Source organism: Algorimicrobium bowmanii, from assembly GCF_054031195.1.
Window position 1 is genome coordinate 746143 of the sequence record NZ_CM132929.1, and the last position, 17222, is coordinate 763364.

The following is a 17222-nucleotide window of genomic DNA, read 5'->3' on the forward strand; positions in this document are numbered from 1 at the left end:
ATAATTAAAGAAAAGAAAGAAAAGATGAAAAAAGTAGTATTTTTTGTGGAATCTATGCATTGTGGAGGTGCTGAAAGGAGTTTATTGAGTTTGTTACAAAATTTAGATAGAAATAAATACGACATTGATTTGTTAGTTATAAATAAGGGTGGTGAGTTTGAGCAATTTATTCCAGAAAATATTAATTACAAAAGTTTAAATTTAAGTTATTCTCTTATGGGTAAGCTTAAGTTTTTTTTAAATAAAAAAATAGAGACTAAAGCACATGCCGCTCAACTTTTTTGGAAATCTTTTAGAAAAGAAATACCGGCTTATAGTGAGACGTATGATGTTGCAATTGCTTGGGGTCAAGGTTTTGCAACCTATTTTACAGGAACTAAAATTAAGGCCAAGAATAAATATGCTTGGATTAATATAGATTATGATAAAGCAGGTTATCAATTTAAATATGATAAGGCCATTTATAGTGAGTTTAATAAAGTTATAGGAGTTTCCGATTTTGTTAGAGATTCAATGTCTAAGTATATTGCTACTGATAAATTAATGTCTATAGTAAATATTATTGATGAAAATGATGTTATTGAAAGAGCAGATTATCCTGAGGCTATAGGCTTTGACCTCTCTATAACTAATATTGTTTCTGTAGGGCGATTAGCTGAACAGAAAGCTTTTGGTTTGGCTATTGAAACCGCGAAGCATTTGAAAGATAAAGGCGTTGTTTTTAAATGGTATATAATAGGAGAGGGGCCTGATCGTAAAAATTTAGAAAAATCTATTGAAGCACATAAGCTAGAAGATACTTTTATTTTGTTAGGTCATAAGGACAATCCTTATCCTTATATAAAAGCTTGTGATGTATATGTACAAACTTCAAGTTTTGAAGGTCTAGGACGTACAATTATTGAGGCGAGTTTATTAAACAAACCAATTGTTACTACAAATTTTCCTACAGCTTATGGTTTGTTGGATAATGAACAAACAGGGTTGATTGTAGATATGGATGCTGTTACGCTTTCTAATTCTATTGAACGTCTTATAGCAGATGAGCATTTTAAATTAACATTGATTGAAAACTTAAAAAAGAAAAAGAATTTGAATAAGCAGAGCACACTTGATCATGTGTATGCATTATTAGATTAGAATTTTGTGAAAATTTATATCAACACCTATAAAGAAACCCTATCAATTAAAAATCATAGTTGTTTTAATGATGTTGAAGTTTTATATAGACTATGTTATTCGATAAACGGTAAACCCATATAATGAAACTACTTTACATTACAAACGGTATTAACGGTGCAGGTGGCTTAGAGCGTGTGCTGTCTATAAAAGCCTCTTATTTAGCGGAGCATTATCATTATGATGTGACTATTTTGTCCTTAAATGATAATCATCTTGATCCCTTTTATACGTTTTCGGATAAGATTATTATGTTAAGTATCCCTGTTAAAGGTAATGCGTATCAATATATAAAGCAGTATTGTAAGGGTTTAAAAAGCGTGGTTGATACTGTGCAACCCGATGTTATTTCGGTTTGTGATGATGGATTGAAAGCCTTTTTTACGCCTGTAATTTTAGGAAAAAAAGTGCCTGTTATCTATGAGCGTCATGTCTCAAAAGAAATAGAGATGAAAGCTGAATTTTCATTTTTAAAAAAGACCTTAGTCCGTTTAAAATGGCGCTTAATGGAAAGTTTAGCAAGTAGGTTTTCTAAATTTATTGTTTTGACTAATGGAAATATAAAAGAGTGGCAGGGGTTAAAGCATATACAAGTTATATCTAACCCCTTGTCTTTTTATCCTGAAGCTAGCTCAACGTTAGATTCTAAAAAGGTTATATGTGTAGGGAAGATTTCTTATCAAAAAGGCCAAGATTTATTGGTTAAGGCGTGGTCTCAGGTTTTTGAGAAGCACCCAGATTGGGGGCTTGAGTTATACGGTTATGCTAATACTACTTTTTTGGATACGAGTTTATTAAAGTCTATAAATGTTTCTTATTATCCACCAGAAAAGCATATAAAAGATAAGTATTTAGATAGTTCTATTTATGTAATGAGTTCGCGTTTTGAAGGTTTTGGAATGGTACTAACAGAAGCTATGGCATGTGGTGTGCCTTGTGTGAGTTTTAATTGTAATTATGGTCCTTCGGATATTATAAAAGATGGCGTTGATGGGTTTTTAGTAGAAAAGCAAGATGTAAAGGAATTGGCTGATACAATTTGTACTCTTATTGATAATGATGCTTTAAGAAGCGAAATGGGACAACTAGCCAAAAAGAATGTGAAACGTTATTTACCCGAAACTATTGTAAAACAATGGGATGAATTATTTAAAAGCTTGGACATTGAAAATACTATACCTAAATAATCAATCCTACCTGCATGGGGGAATTGAGAAAATATTAAGTGATAAAATTAATTATTTAATTCAGGAATTTAATTATGAAGTTACCTTATGTACTAGTGAACATAAGGGTAATTCGTATGTGTACCCGTTACATGAAAAATTAAATCATGTTGATTTAAAAATTAACTACGAACGATCAAAAAGTTATTTTCACCCTATTAATTTAAAGAAAAGCTTTACACATTATAGAAGGTTAAAACACTTCATAAAAGCTTTACAACCCGATGTTGTCATATCAGTAAATTATACTCCAGAACAATATTTTTTGCCTTTTATAGAAAAGCAAATTCCAAAAGTGAAGGAGTTTCATTCGTCTGGGGTCACATTAAAAGCACCTATAGGTTTTGTTGGAAAGTTAAAATATCAGCTTTTTAAATTATTTGGGCGCTATGATTGTGCAGTGGTTTTAAATGCAAGTGAAACCGCCTATTACCCTTTTGATAATATAGCGGTTATCCCTAATTTTATACAATTACCATTACAAAAGGAACCTTGTACAAAAGAAAAAATTATCATTTCGGCAGGAAGAATAGCTGCAGTGAAACAATTTGATCATCTTATAAAAGCTTGGCATAAAATAGCCTTGCAATTTCCTGATTGGAAGGTTGAAATATATGGCGATGGTGATGAGGAGCTTAGTAAAGCATTAAATAATTTAATAGTAGATTTGCAAGTTCCTAATATTAACCTGATGGGTGCCACAAGAGATTTGAAACATAAAATGAATACTGCCTCGGTATATGCCATGACCTCTGCAACGGAGTGTTTCCCAATGGTATTATTGGAAGCCCAAGCTGCACAAATGGCAATTGTGTCTTATGATTGTCCTAATGGACCACGACATATTGTTGAAGATACTGTGACAGGTGTGTTATCACCCTATAATGATATTGAAAGATTTGCTGCAACTCTAGAAGAGCTTTTAATAGATGACAATAGAAGATTGCGTTTAGGGCAACAGGCCGCACAAGAGGTAAAGCAGTTTAGTGCCCCTGAAGTAATGCATGTTTGGAATAAGCTATTTAAAGACTTGAAACGATAATTATGTTTGATTGGATTCCAATAGCGTTTTATACACCGCTTTATCATTATATGTTACTCCTTATTATATTAATAATAATGGGGGATGCGTTAAACTCTAAATTACCATCAGGAAATAGGTTTCAAGGTTTAGGTGTTGTTATTTTAGTTTTTATATTGATTTATATGGGGTTTCGCCCTATTAGCGGACGTTATTTTGGAGATACCGCTACGTATGCTCATCACTTTGAAAACTATAGTTATGGGGCTGAAATAACATCTACCAGAGACTTGTTGTTTCATTATTTCATGAAAGCTTGTTCCTATATTATGAGTGTGCATATGTTCTTTTTTTTATGTGCTAGTCTTTATGTTGTTCCCTTGTATGTAGTTTGTAAGAAATGGTTTAAAGAATTATGGTTTTTTGGGTTTATCTTTTTAATTTCTGCATTTTCTTTTTGGGTTTATGGTACTAATGGGGTTAGAAATGGAATTGCAGGTTCTTTATTTCTTTTAGGAGTCTCAAGAGATAAACGCGTGTTTCAAGTTTTATGGTTATTTTTAGCGATATGGTTTCATAAAACCATGTTATTACCCACAGCCGGTTTTGTGTTAGCTAATTTTTATAATCAACCTAAAAAACTGATTGCTTTTTGGTTGTTATGCATTCCTTTATCATTGGTAGGAGGCTCTGTATTTGAAGCTTTTTTTGGTACTTTAGGCTTTGATGATCGTTTAAGTTATTTAACGGATGGAAATATTAATGATGATAATTTTAGTAGTACGGGGTTTCGTTGGGATTTTTTAATATATAGTGGTACGGCTATTTACGCGGGTTGGTATTATATCGTTAAAAAGGGATATCAAGATAAGGTATATTACTGGTTGTTTAATACTTATATAATAGCTAATGCTTTTTGGATTTTAGTCATACGGGCTAATTTCTCAAACCGTTTTGCTTACCTCTCATGGTTTATGATTGGTTTGGTTATCGTGTACCCACTATTAAAAGAAAAATTAATAGTTAATCAATATAAAAAAGTTGGTATTATTTTATTACTACAATTTGCTTTTACCTTTTTAATGAATGTTATTTTATGAATATGAAAACCATAACGGTGTTTACACCTACTTACAATAGAGCCCATTTATTACCGAGATTGTATGAAAGCTTAGTAAACCAAACCAATCAAGATTTTATTTGGATGATAATTGATGATGGGTCTGTAGATGACACTAAAGTATTAGTTGAAAAGTGGCAGAAAGTTGCTAAAATAGATATTGAATATCATTATAAGTCTAATGGTGGGATGCATACGGGGCATAATTTAGCTTACAAGCTTATAGAAACAGAACTTAATGTTTGTATAGATTCTGATGATTATATGCCTTCAGATGGTGTAGAAAATATTTTAAGTATATGGAATAACCTTACTGATAAAAATAGTGTATCTGGTATTGTAGGTATAAACGTAGATCAATCTGATAAAATTATAGGTCTTCCTATTCCAGAATCTTTAACAAGGGGCTCATATTTTGATTTATATAAAAATGGGAATGCTGTTGGCGATAAAAAATTTGTTTTAAATACTAAACGTCTTAAAGAAGAAGAACTGTATCCAGAATTTAAAGGCGAAAAGTTAGTACCTTTAGGTTCTTTGTATATTAAAATGGGGGATAAAAATCCTTTTGTTTTCCAGAATAGCATTTTTTGTGTTGTAGATTATCAAGTTGATGGTTCTAGTAATACAATTTTTAGACAATATAAAAAATCGCCTAAAGGTTTTGCTTATGCGAGAAAGTCTAACAATAAATTTATTAAATCTACTTCTCTTCGTTTAAAGAATGCTATTCATATAGGTTCTTCAGCTATTTTCGCTAAAGACTTAAGGGTTTTGTTAGAAAATAAAAGAACAATTATTAACGTAATTGTTTTTCCTTTAAGCATACTATTAAATTTATATATCCGAATTAAAATCAGTAAAAAATGAAAATATTACACTATATAAATGATTTAGGTTCTGGAGGTGCTGAAAAACTGATAACAGACATGTTGCCTTTAATGAAAGAAAAAGGACATCAACCTTTTCTTTTAATATCTACTGATAAAAACAATTTCAAACGAAATGAGGATGTAATTAAAACAAGTAACATTCCATATAAATGTTTGGGTGTGTCAATATATAATCCGTTCCAAATTTATACTATAGTTATGTTTATTCGTAAACATAAATTTGATGTTGTACACGCACATTTATTTCCAACTCAATACTGGTTAGCGTTTGCTTCTTTCTTTTTGCCTAATAAAACAAAACTTGTTAAAACAGAACATAGTGTATATAATGAAAGGAAGAATTATAAGTTTTTAAAACCTTTAGAGAAGCTTGTTTACTCACGTTATACTAGTATAATAGCAATAACGGAAAAAGTAAAACAGAACTTATCAGAATGGTTACATAAAAGTGATAATATAGTGGTTATTCCTAATGGAATAAATTTATCTGAAATGGAAAAATCTATATCAGATGAAAAGTCCTATTCTTTTTTAAGTTCGGATTTTTATAATATTTTGATGGTGGGGAGGTTTGATGGTTGGCAAAAAGATCAATTAACATTGATAAAATCTTTGAGGTTTTTAGATAGTAATGTGAAAGTTTTTTTTGCAGGGAAAGGTCCGTTTATGGAAAAAGTTAAAGAAGAAGTTGAATTACAGGAAGTCAAATCTCAAGTTGTCTTTTTAGGAATAAGAGATGATATTTATTCTTTAATGAATAAAGTAGATTTAAATATTTTATCAACTAATCACGAAGGTTTGTCTGGAGTTACATTAGAATCATTAGCCTCAGGTAAACCTTTTTTAGGCTCTGATGTAGAGGGGGTTCAAGAAGTCGTGCCGTCTGAATTATTTTTGTTTCCTCCAAAATCACCTATGGCAATTGCTGAAAAAATTAAACAGATTAGCGCTAATAAAACTTTGAGAAATGAAATGATTTCATTGGCTTTAAGTCATGTTAAACAATATGACACGAAAAATATGGTGAATAAGTATTTAAGTGATTATAAAAGAATACAATAAAAGAGTTTTTATGCTTTAAGACTTATGAAAGAAAAAATCTACAATCATGCACCGAATGGTGTTCAGAATTTAATGGTTTCCCTTTTTAATATTTTAGCCTATAAAAAGATTTATGGCGGAAAATATAAAGCATATAGGAAGTTATATCTAAAGAATAGAACTTTAACACGTCAAGAGCTTTCTGATATTCAAGAAAAGAGATATACGAAGTTTGTAGAAAATGTGCAGAACCGTTCACAATTTTATAATGATTTACATAAACATATTTTGAATTCTAATAAAATTGAAAATATTGTAAGGCTACCCATTGTAAATAAAGAAATGCTAAGAGCAAATATTAAGGATGTTAGCGTCTCAGGAAATAAAAAGGTTATGGTTTTTAAAACAGGGGGCACTACAGGTAAATCTCTGGAGGTAAAATGTACACAGGCAAATATACAAGAGCGCTTTGCTATGCTTGACGATTTTCGATCACGTGCAGGATATGAATTAGGAAAAAATACCGCATGGTTCTCGGGTAAAAACTTATTATCGCAACGTGATATCCGTAAAAAGCGTTTTTGGAAAACAGATTATTATCATAAAGTGAGGTATTATTCAACCTTTCATATTAAAAATGAGTACCTGAAATACTATGTGGAAGATTTAATGAAGTTTCAACCAGAATTCCTTGTTGGTTTTCCATCAACAATCTTAGAAATTGCGAAATATGGTTTAGAACATGGTTACAATTTCCCGGAAAACACAGTCAAAGCTGTTTTCCCTACGGCGGAAACAATCACAAAAGCTATGCGAGATGATATTGAAACTTTTTTTAAGACAAAATTATATAATCAATATGCTTCTTCCGAAGGTGCTCCTTTTATTTTTGAATGTAAAAAGGGCCATTTACATTTAGAATTGCAATGTGGCGTTTATGAGGTTCTAGATGAAAAAAATCAACCATCAAATTCAGGAAAGCTTGTTGTTACGTCTTTTACTACAGAAGGAACACCTTTAATTCGTTATGATATTGGTGATCAGATTACCTTAGACCACACTGAGAAAACCTGTTCTTGTGGTAATAACAACCCAATTGTACTCGAAATAAATGGACGAGTAGACGATTATATCTATTCAAGTGACACAGGGAAAGTAAACCTAGGAAATATATCTAATACGCTCAAAGGTACTTCTGGTATTAAGAATTTTCAAGTAATTCAGAATTCATTGAATACTTTGGAGATAAACGTACGTGTAGATGAAAGTGTTTTTACTAAGGAAGTGGAGAAGAAGTTTCTAAAAAATTGGAGAGATCGTGTTGGTGAGCAAATGGAGATTAAACTGAATTATGTTCAGGATATTCCTTTAGAGTCAAGTGGGAAATATCGAATGGTAAAAAATAACATCAAACATTTATTAAATGCCTAAACCAAAACTTATACGCATTACAACAGTTCCTATTTCTCTAGAGAAACTGTTGGAAGGGCAGCTAACCTTTATGCAAGATCATTTTGATGTTACTGCTGTGTCTGCTGAAGGAGAGCGCTTAAAAGCTTTCGGAGAGGCTAATAATGTCAAGGTATTTCCGTTAGAAATGACTCGGCAAATCACCCCTGTTCAAGATCTCAAGGCTTTAATAAAACTCATACGATTTTTTAGAAAAGAAAAACCAACTATTGTACATACCCATACACCTAAAGCAGGTATTGTAGGGATGTTGGCAGCTAAAATATCAGGTGTGCCATTACGGTTACATACCGTGGCAGGATTACCACTAATGGAAGCCACGGGTAAAAAACGAACTTTACTAAATGCTGTAGAAAAGCTAACCTATAGTTGTGCCACAAAAGTATATCCCAACTCAAAAGGCTTGTACGATTTTATCCTGAAAGAGAAGTTTACCAGCCCTAATAAATTAGATATTATTGCCGATGGGAGTTCCAACGGCATAAATACCCAACATTTTAACCCAGAACATTTTAGTGTAGAAAGCAATAAGTCACTTCGGAAGTCATTGGGGATAAAACCTACCGATGTGGTATTTATCTTTGTAGGACGTTTGGTCGCCGATAAAGGTATTAATGAATTGGTAGCAGCTTTCAAAAGTGTTACGGATACAGAAAATAATACACAGGCTAAATTAGTATTAGTAGGGCCTCTTGAAACAGAATTAGACCCGCTGTTACCGGAAACCTTACATGAAATGGATGCCAATCCGAATATTATAACGGTTGGATATCAAAATGATGTACGCCCTTTTTTCGCCATAAGTAATGTGCTTGCCTTTCCGAGTTATAGAGAAGGATTTCCAAATGTGGTGATGCAAGCGGGGGCTATGGGTTTACCTGCCATTGTTTCAAATATTAATGGGTGTAATGAAATTATTACCGATCATAAAAATGGAATAATAATTCCCGTTAAAGATAAGGAGGCTATTAGTAAGGCTATTCAACAATGTTTAGAAAATAAAAGTCAAATGGAATCTTTAAAAACGCAGGCCCGTCCTATGATTGTTAACCGATATGAGCAAGAAAAAGTGTGGTCTGCCTTGTTAGAAGAATATAACCAATTAATAAGAAAACTAGTATAGTGTTATAATTGAACACCCCCCTATTAATCAAAATTTAAAGTAAAATGAAAAAACAAATTTTAATATCCGGGACAGGCGGTTTTTCAAAAGAAGTCCTTTGCTTAATAGCAGATTTGGGAAGGTATGATGATGTTCTTGGCTTTATAGAACCAGATTTTATAATAGAAAAAGGGGATTTGCCTGAATCAATATTGGGAAAACCAGTACTTCCTTATTCTCAAGTAAATCCTGAAAAGCATTGTGTTTCAATCGCAATAGGAGATTCTGAAATACGTGAAAAGTCAATAAGTCAACTCCCTAAAGGAATTGAATTTGTGACTTTAATTCACCCATCCGCAGTGGTGTCCAAGTGGGTAGATTTAGCAGAGGGAGCTATTATTTGTGCAGGTGTAATTATTACCTGTGATATAAAAATAGGTAAACACGCTCAATTAAATTTAAATACAACTATCGGTCATGATTGTCAAATTGGTGATTTTTTTACAACTGCTCCTAATGTGAATATCAGTGGAAGTTGTGAATTCGGAAATCATGTGTATTTTGGGACAGCATCAAGTATAAAGCAAGGTGTATCCATAACTAATAATGTTACAATTGGAATGGGGGCTATAGTAACAAAAGACATAGTTGAACCAGGGGTTTATATAGGCATTCCTGCAAAACCTCTTAAAAAAAATAAATAAAAATATGATCCCATTATCAATTCCAAGATTAGAAGGCAACGAATGGAAATACGTTCAAGATTGCTTAAATACAGGTTGGATTTCGTCAGCTGGTGCTTATGTAACCCAGTTCGAGAATATGGTAGCAGAATATGCTGGAGCCAAATACGGTGTGGCGTGTATGAATGGAACGGTTGGTCTCCATATAGCGCAAATATTGCTAGGGGTTACCGAAAACGACCACGTTATTGCGCCTAATATTACATTTATAGCAACGTTAAATGCTATTAAATATACCGGAGCTGAACCAATTCTAATTGATGTAGATGCCAATAATTGGCAAATGGATTTAGATTTACTCGAATCTTTTTTAAAAAACAACACCGAGCTAAAAACAACCAATTCGGAAATCCATTGCTATAATACAACAACAGGAAAACGTATCAAAGCTATTATGCCGGTTCATGTTTTAGGGAATATGGGTAATATGCAACGTTTAATGGCTATAGCAGAAGCTTATCACCTAAATATTATTGAAGATAGCACGGAAGCTTTAGGGTCTAATTTCAATAAAAAACACGCTGGAACCTTTGGAGAAATTGGGGTGTTTAGTTTTAATGGAAATAAAATTATCTCTACCGGTGGGGGCGGTGTTATTGTAACCGATAATGAAGCTCTAGCTAAAAAAGCCAAGCATTTAACAACCCAGGCTAAAGTAAGTACTATGGATTATATTCATGATGAAATAGGCTATAATTACCGTTTAGTGAATGTGCTGGCAGCTATTGGTGTCGCTCAAATGGAACAGTTTCCTGATATTCTAAAAGCTAAGAAAGCCATGGATGCTTTCTATCGAACAGAACTGAAAGGGGTAGGCGATATAATCTTTCAAGAAGTTCCGGAACAAACCGATGCCAATGGTTGGTTATTTACGTTTAGTACGTCGCGCATGCGTGAGCTTCTAGCCTATCTAAATGATAATGGCGTACAATCAAGACCATTTTGGATGCCTATGAATCAATTAGAGATGTTTAAATCGGTTCCTTATATAACGGAGTCCGATGTGTCCAATAAGGTGTACAGTCGTAGTATTAGTATTCCTAGTTCAGCAGGAATTACCCAAGAGCAATTACAAACGGTTGTAAAAACAATTAAAGATTTCTATAAACAATAACCATTCAACTCACTATTCACCATTCACCACTCACTAATAAATAAGTAATGAACATCATAGATATACCGCATTTTATAAATACACATATAACAAAACGATCAAAGAGTCTTTTCGAAGCTGATATTACCAATCATAAAGAAACACTTTCGCGTAAAATTACAGGGAAATCTGTTTTGGTTATTGGTGGCGCAGGAACCATTGGCTCATCGTATATAAAAGCCATTCTTAAATTTAATCCGGGTAAATTATATGTGGTAGATACAAATGAAAACGGTCTAACAGAGTTAACACGTCAGTTACGTTCAGATGCAAATATCACGGTTCCTAACAATTTTAAAACCTATCCCATGAACTTTGGTGATCCGGTATTTAAAAAAATGTTTTTAGCCGAAGATACTTTCGATATTGTAGCCAATTTTGCAGCGCATAAGCATGTACGTAGTGAAAAGGATAAATATTCTATCGAGGCTATGATAGATAATAACGTGTTTAAGGCTAAGGAATTTCTAGATCTTTTGGTAACAAAAAAACCAGCCAATTTCTTTTGTGTGTCTACAGATAAGGCTGCTAATCCAGTAAATGTTATGGGAGCTAGCAAAAAGTTAATGGAGGAAGTTATTATGGCTTATAGTAACGAGCTGCAAATTACAACAGCACGCTTTGCCAATGTGGCTTTTTCTAACGGTTCTCTGTTAGCAGGTTATATTGAACGCTTATTTAAAAACCAACCAATTTCATGTCCTGCCGATGTACAACGCTTTTTTGTGTCACCGGAGGAAAGTGGGCAGATTTGTATGTTGGCTTGTATGTTAGGAGAGTCTGGTGAAATTTTCTTTCCTAAATTAGCAGCAGAGCAAATGGCTTTCTTTAAAGATATTACTATCGATTTCTTTAAGGCTTCGAAACGCCCAATTATCGAATGTCAGTCGGAAGAAGAAGCTAAGCAAAAAGCATTAAATACAACAGATACCGACCCATATCCGGTGTATTTTTTCGATACAGATACGTCTGGTGAAAAATTATACGAGGAGTTCTTTACGGATACTGATGAGGTGGATCAAGAAACCTATTCAAGTTTAGGGGTTATTAAAAATGCACCTAAATTACCTCAAGAGAAAATTGCTGCCGCTATTGCGGAATTACAACAGCTAATGGATTCTGGTGATTACGACAAAACAGCTATAGTAGATTTATTAAAACAACACATCCCGGATTTTAAACACATCGAAACAGGGAAAAGTTTAGACCAAAAAATGTAAATTATGTATCAAGTATTTAAAAGACTCTGTGATATTTTAGTGTCAGGAATAGCATTACTGATTCTAGCACCCTTATTAATTCCTATTATGATTGGTCTGAAACTAACAGGGGAAGGCTATATTTGGTATAAACAGGAACGTGTGGGGTATAAAAACAAACCATTTTTAATCTGGAAATTTGCCACCATGCTTAAGGATAGTCCTAATATGTCAGGTGGTATTATGACCACCAAAAGAGACCCACGAATTACGCCTATGGGTGGATTTTTAAGGAAGAGCAAAATTAATGAGTTACCACAACTAATCAATATTTTTAAAGGCGACATGAGTGTTGTTGGGCCACGTCCAGTAATGCAAATTAGTTTTGATGCATATCCAAAAGAGGTTCAGAAAGTTATTTACAACGTGAAACCAGGCTTAACCGGAATTGGCTCTATTATTTTTAGAGATGAAGAGGAGTTAATTACACAAGTGAAAAACAATGGTGAAGATCCATGGGTTTTTTATGCGGAAAAAATATACCCTTTTAAAGGAGAGGTTGAAAAATGGTACCAAGCAAATGAGTCCTTTTTAGTGGATGTGAAAATCATTTTAGTTACCGCATGGGTTATTTTCAATCCTACCAGTGAAATTGTATATTCATGGTTTAAAGATTTGCCGAAACGATCGTTTTAGGTAAGCAAAGACTTTAAAAAATATCAGGTGTTTGATATATCATCTATCAAATACCTAAAGGTACTGGAATTAGAAAATAGACTATAAACGAATACATCTATACAATGAAAACCATCACACTTGTAGCTGGAGCTAGGCCAAACTTCATGAAAATAGCACCTATTATTCACGCTATTCAAGATTTGCAAAAACAGGAGGTGGCTATAGGTTTTCGTTTAATTCATACCGGGCAACATTACGATAAGAAAATGTCCGGGAGCTTTTTCGAGCAATTAGAAATTCCAGAACCACATAGCAATTTAGAAGCAGGTGGTGGAACCCAGGCTGAACAAACGGCTCATATCATGATGCGTTTTGAAAAAGAACTGCTAGCCAATCCAACCGATCTGGTTTTGGTAGTAGGGGATGTCAATTCTACAATGGCTTGCAGTATTACAGCCAAGAAACTACAGGTTAAAGTAGCTCATGTAGAAGCTGGGATACGCTCAGGAGATACATCCATGCCTGAAGAAATAAATAGAATGGTAACCGATGCGATTACCGATCTGTTTTTTACTACTAGCGAATTAGCAAATACAAACTTGCTTAAAGCGGGGGTTACTAAATCGCGTATACACTTTGTGGGGAATACCATGATTGATACCTTGCTAAAGCAACGTCCAAACTTTCGAAGACCTCAGGTATGGTCGCATTTAAAACTAGAAAATAAAGCTTATATAGTCTTAACCCTACACCGTCCAGCAAATGTGGATAAAGCATCACAGTTAAAAGCGATGTTGCTAGAAATAATTAATAATACAGAAAACTTACCATTAATTTTTCCAGTACACCCCAGAACTGCCAAAATATTAAAGGGCTTAGACCTGACTCATGCGCGTTTATATATGATTGAGCCATTGGGGTACTTAGAGTTTAATTATCTAGTAGAAAATGCCAAAGCAGTTATTACCGACTCTGGTGGTATTACCGAAGAGGCATCTATTTTAAATGTACCTTGTTTAACACTTCGTGACAATACGGAACGTCCTGAAACGATTACCTTAGGTACGAATGTATTGGTGGGGACTAATCCTGAAAATATAAAACATGTTCTTCAAACCCTTTTCGCAGGTAATTGGAAAACATCAAAAACCATTCCTATGTGGGATGGACAGACAGCTACAAGAATTGTTGAAATTCTGCAAAATAACCTGTAATAGACCGAATGAGGTAGTCCATAGATGGGCCGTAGATAGTCCGTATATAGTCCATGGATAGTTCGTATATAGTTTTGGCATGTAAAAGGCTAGAGTATGGATGGTGTATGGATGATGTATGGATAGTGTATGGATAGTGTATGGATGGTGTATGAATATATTATAATCACAACCCCTTAGCGTAATAGTCTTAAAATTATTCGAACAGAATATTTAAAACAATTTTAGAAATAGAGAAGAATCGCTCTGTAAAACGAAACCCAAATCATCCTGAAACAATAATTAAATAATAAGTAAATAAAAAGGGACGTCTTTTTCAAGACGTCCCTTTTTTTATAAAGTCAAGCAATACCTTACAGCACAGCTCGCAATAAATATGTTATTTCAATTTGAATGTCACACGACGTACTAACTGACGTGCATTTGAAGAACTCTTATCTACAGAGCTATCTACACCACCACCTTCGTAAGATAAACGATCTGCTGAGATACCTGCAGCAACTATAATATCATAAACTTTCTTAGCTCTTTGCTCAGATAAAGTTTTGTTGTAAGCAGCATCACCAACTTCATCACTATAGCCAATTAAATCAGCTTCCGATGATGGGTTCTCAGTCATATACTTAATTAAATAGTTTACAGATTGTAAAGAATATGTTTCAGGTTCTGCACTATTAAATTTAAAGTAAACATTTACATAGCCATTGTTTAATAAGCTTTTTGCTGTAGCACCACTAGATTGACCTTGTGCTAAACGTGTGTCAATATAGTTTTCAGTAGCGTCATCTACACCATTGTTGTTTTTGTCAACAGTTGTTTTCTGACCTGCTTCAGTAGCTATAATACGTGTTTCTTCAACCTCGTTTGTTAAATCTTTTACTTGAGACTCTAATACCATAATACGGTTGTCTAAAGTAACTAAGTCTTCTTGGTATACAGCAGTATCTACCCAGTCAGCATGTTTTTTATGCTTTCCTAAATAGACTTGAATACCAGCAGAAACAGTTACTAAGCCCGATTCAATAAAGCGGCCACCTATATTTGAGTTCATATCCCATGCATAGTTTTGTTTCCAGTTGGCATGTACACTCGCATCAGCAAAAAAGGCTACACGGTTACTAATACGAATTTGTGGTGTAAAACCAGCTACTAAAGTTGGCGTGTAATCTGTACCACCATCCATAATTAATGGCGTAGGTAATTCATTAGGGTCGTTGTCAGGTGATAAAGCACTAACACCACCACCAGCGTGAACCAATACGTTAAAACGTTGCGTCCATTCTCTAAAACCTAATAGGTTACCTAAATTAGCAACAGCTTCTATTTGGCCTCCAAAATATTGAGAGTTAAAAGGTAATGAGTTTTCTGAATTTGTTATTTCTCCAAAAAATCCGCCTAATTGAAAACCGAATTTGTTGTTTATCATATAACGGGCCTTAAATTCACCTCCTAATGATTTGCTCATCGAATTTTTATAGGAATCACTACTAAAGCCTTTAAAAGCACTTGTCATATTAGCACCCGCTTCAAGAGACCAATGGTTGTAACTATCTTGAGCAAATGTTGCTGCCGTAAAAAGCAAACTCATCGATAATAAAGCAATCTTCTTCATAATTTGTTATGGTTTAAATAAATTGTATTTATAAAATGGATTAAGACGCAAAGATATAGCTCTTTAAGGGAAAAAAGTAAGAGAAATCGATGCTATTTATTGCTAATTGGATATTGCTAATAAAACTGTTAAAATATTGACTATTAGTTGGGTTTAGGGTTTGTTTTTCAATCAATATTATGATATTCTTTAATAAGAGGAAACGCACTGATGGCAGGGTAACTAGATAACTGTCAAATAATTTGGGGTTTACAGATGTTTCTAAACCTAATACCTGGTGTATAAGATTGTAAAAAGAGATGTTTTTGAATAAAAACTTACGTAGAAAGATGTCAAAGTGTACCGTATAAATACATGGCTAAAATGTGGTTTAATAACAGGAGGTAAAAGCAATTAGTAAAGATTACTTAGAGTATGTGCTCTATTATTTTTTGGAATATTGTTAGAAATAAGCGTTTAAACAACAAAATTTGTAATTTATCGGAATTAAGTAAGTTAATTATTGAGGAATATTAATTTCGCCGACAGGTGGAAGAGGGATTATAAACGGAATATTTGCAGAAATAACCTGTGCTATGTTCTAATTAGTTCCTATTTTTGTCCAATATTTACGAAGTTGTATGTCTTGATGCTTCATAAACAGCAAGTTGTCTTGTTGTTTTATTAATGTTGAAGGTGTTGACTAATAAATAAGTTATTCGTATTATGCGAAGAAAATATGTATGCTTACTTCCTTTTTAAACAATGAAGTAAGGAGTTCCCTAAAATTATATGTTAATAGAACATAAATTATGATTAAAAAAAATCAATGGCAGCACCTTTTATGGGCTGTTTGTGTATTGCTAATAAGTAGCTGTGTGAGTAAGAAAGAAATTCTATACTTTCAAGATGCTGATACCTTTAAGGAAACAGATATCAATTATCTAGAAAATACCATCCAACCAAATGATATCCTATCTGTTGTTATTAGTGCTGGTATCCCCGAAACAGCTATTCCTTACAATTTCAGTGATGCTTCAGGTAAAATAGTAAATAATAATATAGAAATGATGAAGCTTCAAGGGTATTTAGTGAGTCCTGAAGGCTATATCAGTTTACCAATCTTAGGAAAGGTATTTGTTAAAGAATTAACAGGAACAGAAGTGGAAACCGCTGTCTATGAGTTGTTAGAATCAGGTGGGCATTTAGTCGACCCCGTGGTTACAGTACGTCTATTAAATGCTAAAGTAACGGTTTTGGGTGAGGTAAATGCGCCAGGAACCTATAGTTTTACAGAACAATATTTAACCGTGCCTCAGGCTTTAGGGTATTCAGGTGATTTAACCATCAACGGCCGTAGAGATGATGTGTTATTAATTCGTGAAATTGATGGCAAACGCCTAATAACACATATCGATTTACGTACGGCTGATTGGATGAACGATCCAAAATATACCATCAGACCTAATGATGTTTTAGTAGTGCAGCCTAATGATGCTAAAGTTAAAACTGCTGGATATATAGGGAGTGTAACAACATTAATAGCTGTGTTGTCTCTTGCATTAAGTGTTACCATTCTAGTCACCCGTTAA

The 17222-nt window shown here is 33.5% G+C and carries 15 protein-coding genes; 14 read left to right on the top strand and 1 reads right to left on the bottom strand.

The window, feature by feature from the left end; translation table 11 throughout:
• The first annotated feature begins 24 nt into the window (after positions 1-24).
• The 13 genes from ACW5R3_RS03255 to wecB all read left to right on the top strand — a co-directional run bounded on the left by ACW5R3_RS03255 (position 25) and on the right by wecB (position 14039).
• Entirely contained in the window at positions 25-1140 is a 1116-nt protein-coding gene (locus tag ACW5R3_RS03255) for a glycosyltransferase (RefSeq protein ID WP_456578195.1), read from the top strand.
• Between the two features lie 122 nt (positions 1141-1262).
• Complete coding sequence (locus ACW5R3_RS03260) at positions 1263-2366, top strand: glycosyltransferase family 4 protein (protein ID WP_456578196.1); 1104 nt, start codon at positions 1263-1265, stop codon at positions 2364-2366.
• Positions 2320-3447 carry a glycosyltransferase gene (locus ACW5R3_RS03265; RefSeq protein WP_456578197.1) on the top strand — a complete coding sequence of 376 codons (1128 nt, stop codon included), beginning with the start codon at positions 2320-2322 and terminating at the stop codon, positions 3445-3447. Before ACW5R3_RS03260 ends, ACW5R3_RS03265 begins: the two co-directional genes overlap by 47 nt.
• 2 nt (positions 3448-3449) lie before the next feature.
• Complete coding sequence (locus tag ACW5R3_RS03270) at positions 3450-4526, top strand: EpsG family protein (protein ID WP_456578198.1); 1077 nt, start codon at positions 3450-3452, stop codon at positions 4524-4526.
• Positions 4527-4528: 2 nt separating this feature from the next.
• Entirely contained in the window at positions 4529-5416 is an 888-nt protein-coding gene (locus tag ACW5R3_RS03275; protein WP_456578199.1) for a glycosyltransferase family A protein, read from the top strand.
• Positions 5413-6501, top strand: a complete 1089-nt coding sequence (locus tag ACW5R3_RS03280) for a glycosyltransferase (protein WP_456578200.1) — start codon at positions 5413-5415, stop codon at positions 6499-6501. The genes ACW5R3_RS03275 and ACW5R3_RS03280 overlap by 4 nt, the downstream gene beginning before the upstream one ends.
• A gap of 24 nt (positions 6502-6525) precedes the next feature.
• A complete protein-coding gene (locus tag ACW5R3_RS03285; protein ID WP_456578201.1) occupies positions 6526-7911 on the top strand; it encodes a phenylacetate--CoA ligase family protein in 1386 nt (461 codons plus the stop codon).
• A complete protein-coding gene (locus ACW5R3_RS03290) occupies positions 7904-9073 on the top strand; it encodes a glycosyltransferase family 4 protein (RefSeq protein WP_456578202.1) in 1170 nt (389 codons plus the stop codon). The genes ACW5R3_RS03285 and ACW5R3_RS03290 overlap by 8 nt, the downstream gene beginning before the upstream one ends.
• Positions 9074-9117: 44 nt before the next feature.
• Complete coding sequence (locus tag ACW5R3_RS03295; RefSeq protein ID WP_456578203.1) at positions 9118-9756, top strand: acetyltransferase; 639 nt, start codon at positions 9118-9120, stop codon at positions 9754-9756.
• Between the two features lie 4 nt (positions 9757-9760).
• The gene (locus ACW5R3_RS03300; RefSeq protein WP_456578204.1) at positions 9761-10909 is read left to right on the top strand and encodes a LegC family aminotransferase; all 1149 of its coding nucleotides are present in this window, start codon (positions 9761-9763) and stop codon (positions 10907-10909) included.
• 47 nt (positions 10910-10956) lie between these two features.
• Positions 10957-12168: a polysaccharide biosynthesis protein gene (locus ACW5R3_RS03305; RefSeq protein ID WP_456578205.1), complete on the top strand. Its 1212-nt coding sequence runs from the start codon at positions 10957-10959 to the stop codon at positions 12166-12168.
• A 3-nt stretch (positions 12169-12171) separates the two neighbouring features.
• The gene (locus tag ACW5R3_RS03310; RefSeq protein WP_456578206.1) at positions 12172-12843 is read left to right on the top strand and encodes a sugar transferase; all 672 of its coding nucleotides are present in this window, start codon (positions 12172-12174) and stop codon (positions 12841-12843) included.
• A 104-nt stretch (positions 12844-12947) separates the two neighbouring features.
• Positions 12948-14039, top strand: a complete 1092-nt coding sequence (wecB, locus tag ACW5R3_RS03315) for a non-hydrolyzing UDP-N-acetylglucosamine 2-epimerase (RefSeq protein WP_456578207.1) — start codon at positions 12948-12950, stop codon at positions 14037-14039.
• A 379-nt stretch (positions 14040-14418) separates the two neighbouring features.
• Here the strand turns inward: wecB and ACW5R3_RS03320 are convergent, their stop codons facing one another.
• Entirely contained in the window at positions 14419-15651 is a 1233-nt protein-coding gene (locus tag ACW5R3_RS03320) for an OmpA family protein (protein ID WP_456578208.1), read from the bottom strand.
• A 791-nt stretch (positions 15652-16442) separates the two neighbouring features.
• On the opposite strand from ACW5R3_RS03320, the gene ACW5R3_RS03325 reads away from it, so the two are divergent.
• On the top strand, positions 16443-17222 hold the full coding sequence (locus ACW5R3_RS03325; RefSeq protein ID WP_456578209.1) for a polysaccharide biosynthesis/export family protein: 780 nt from the start codon (positions 16443-16445) through the stop codon (positions 17220-17222).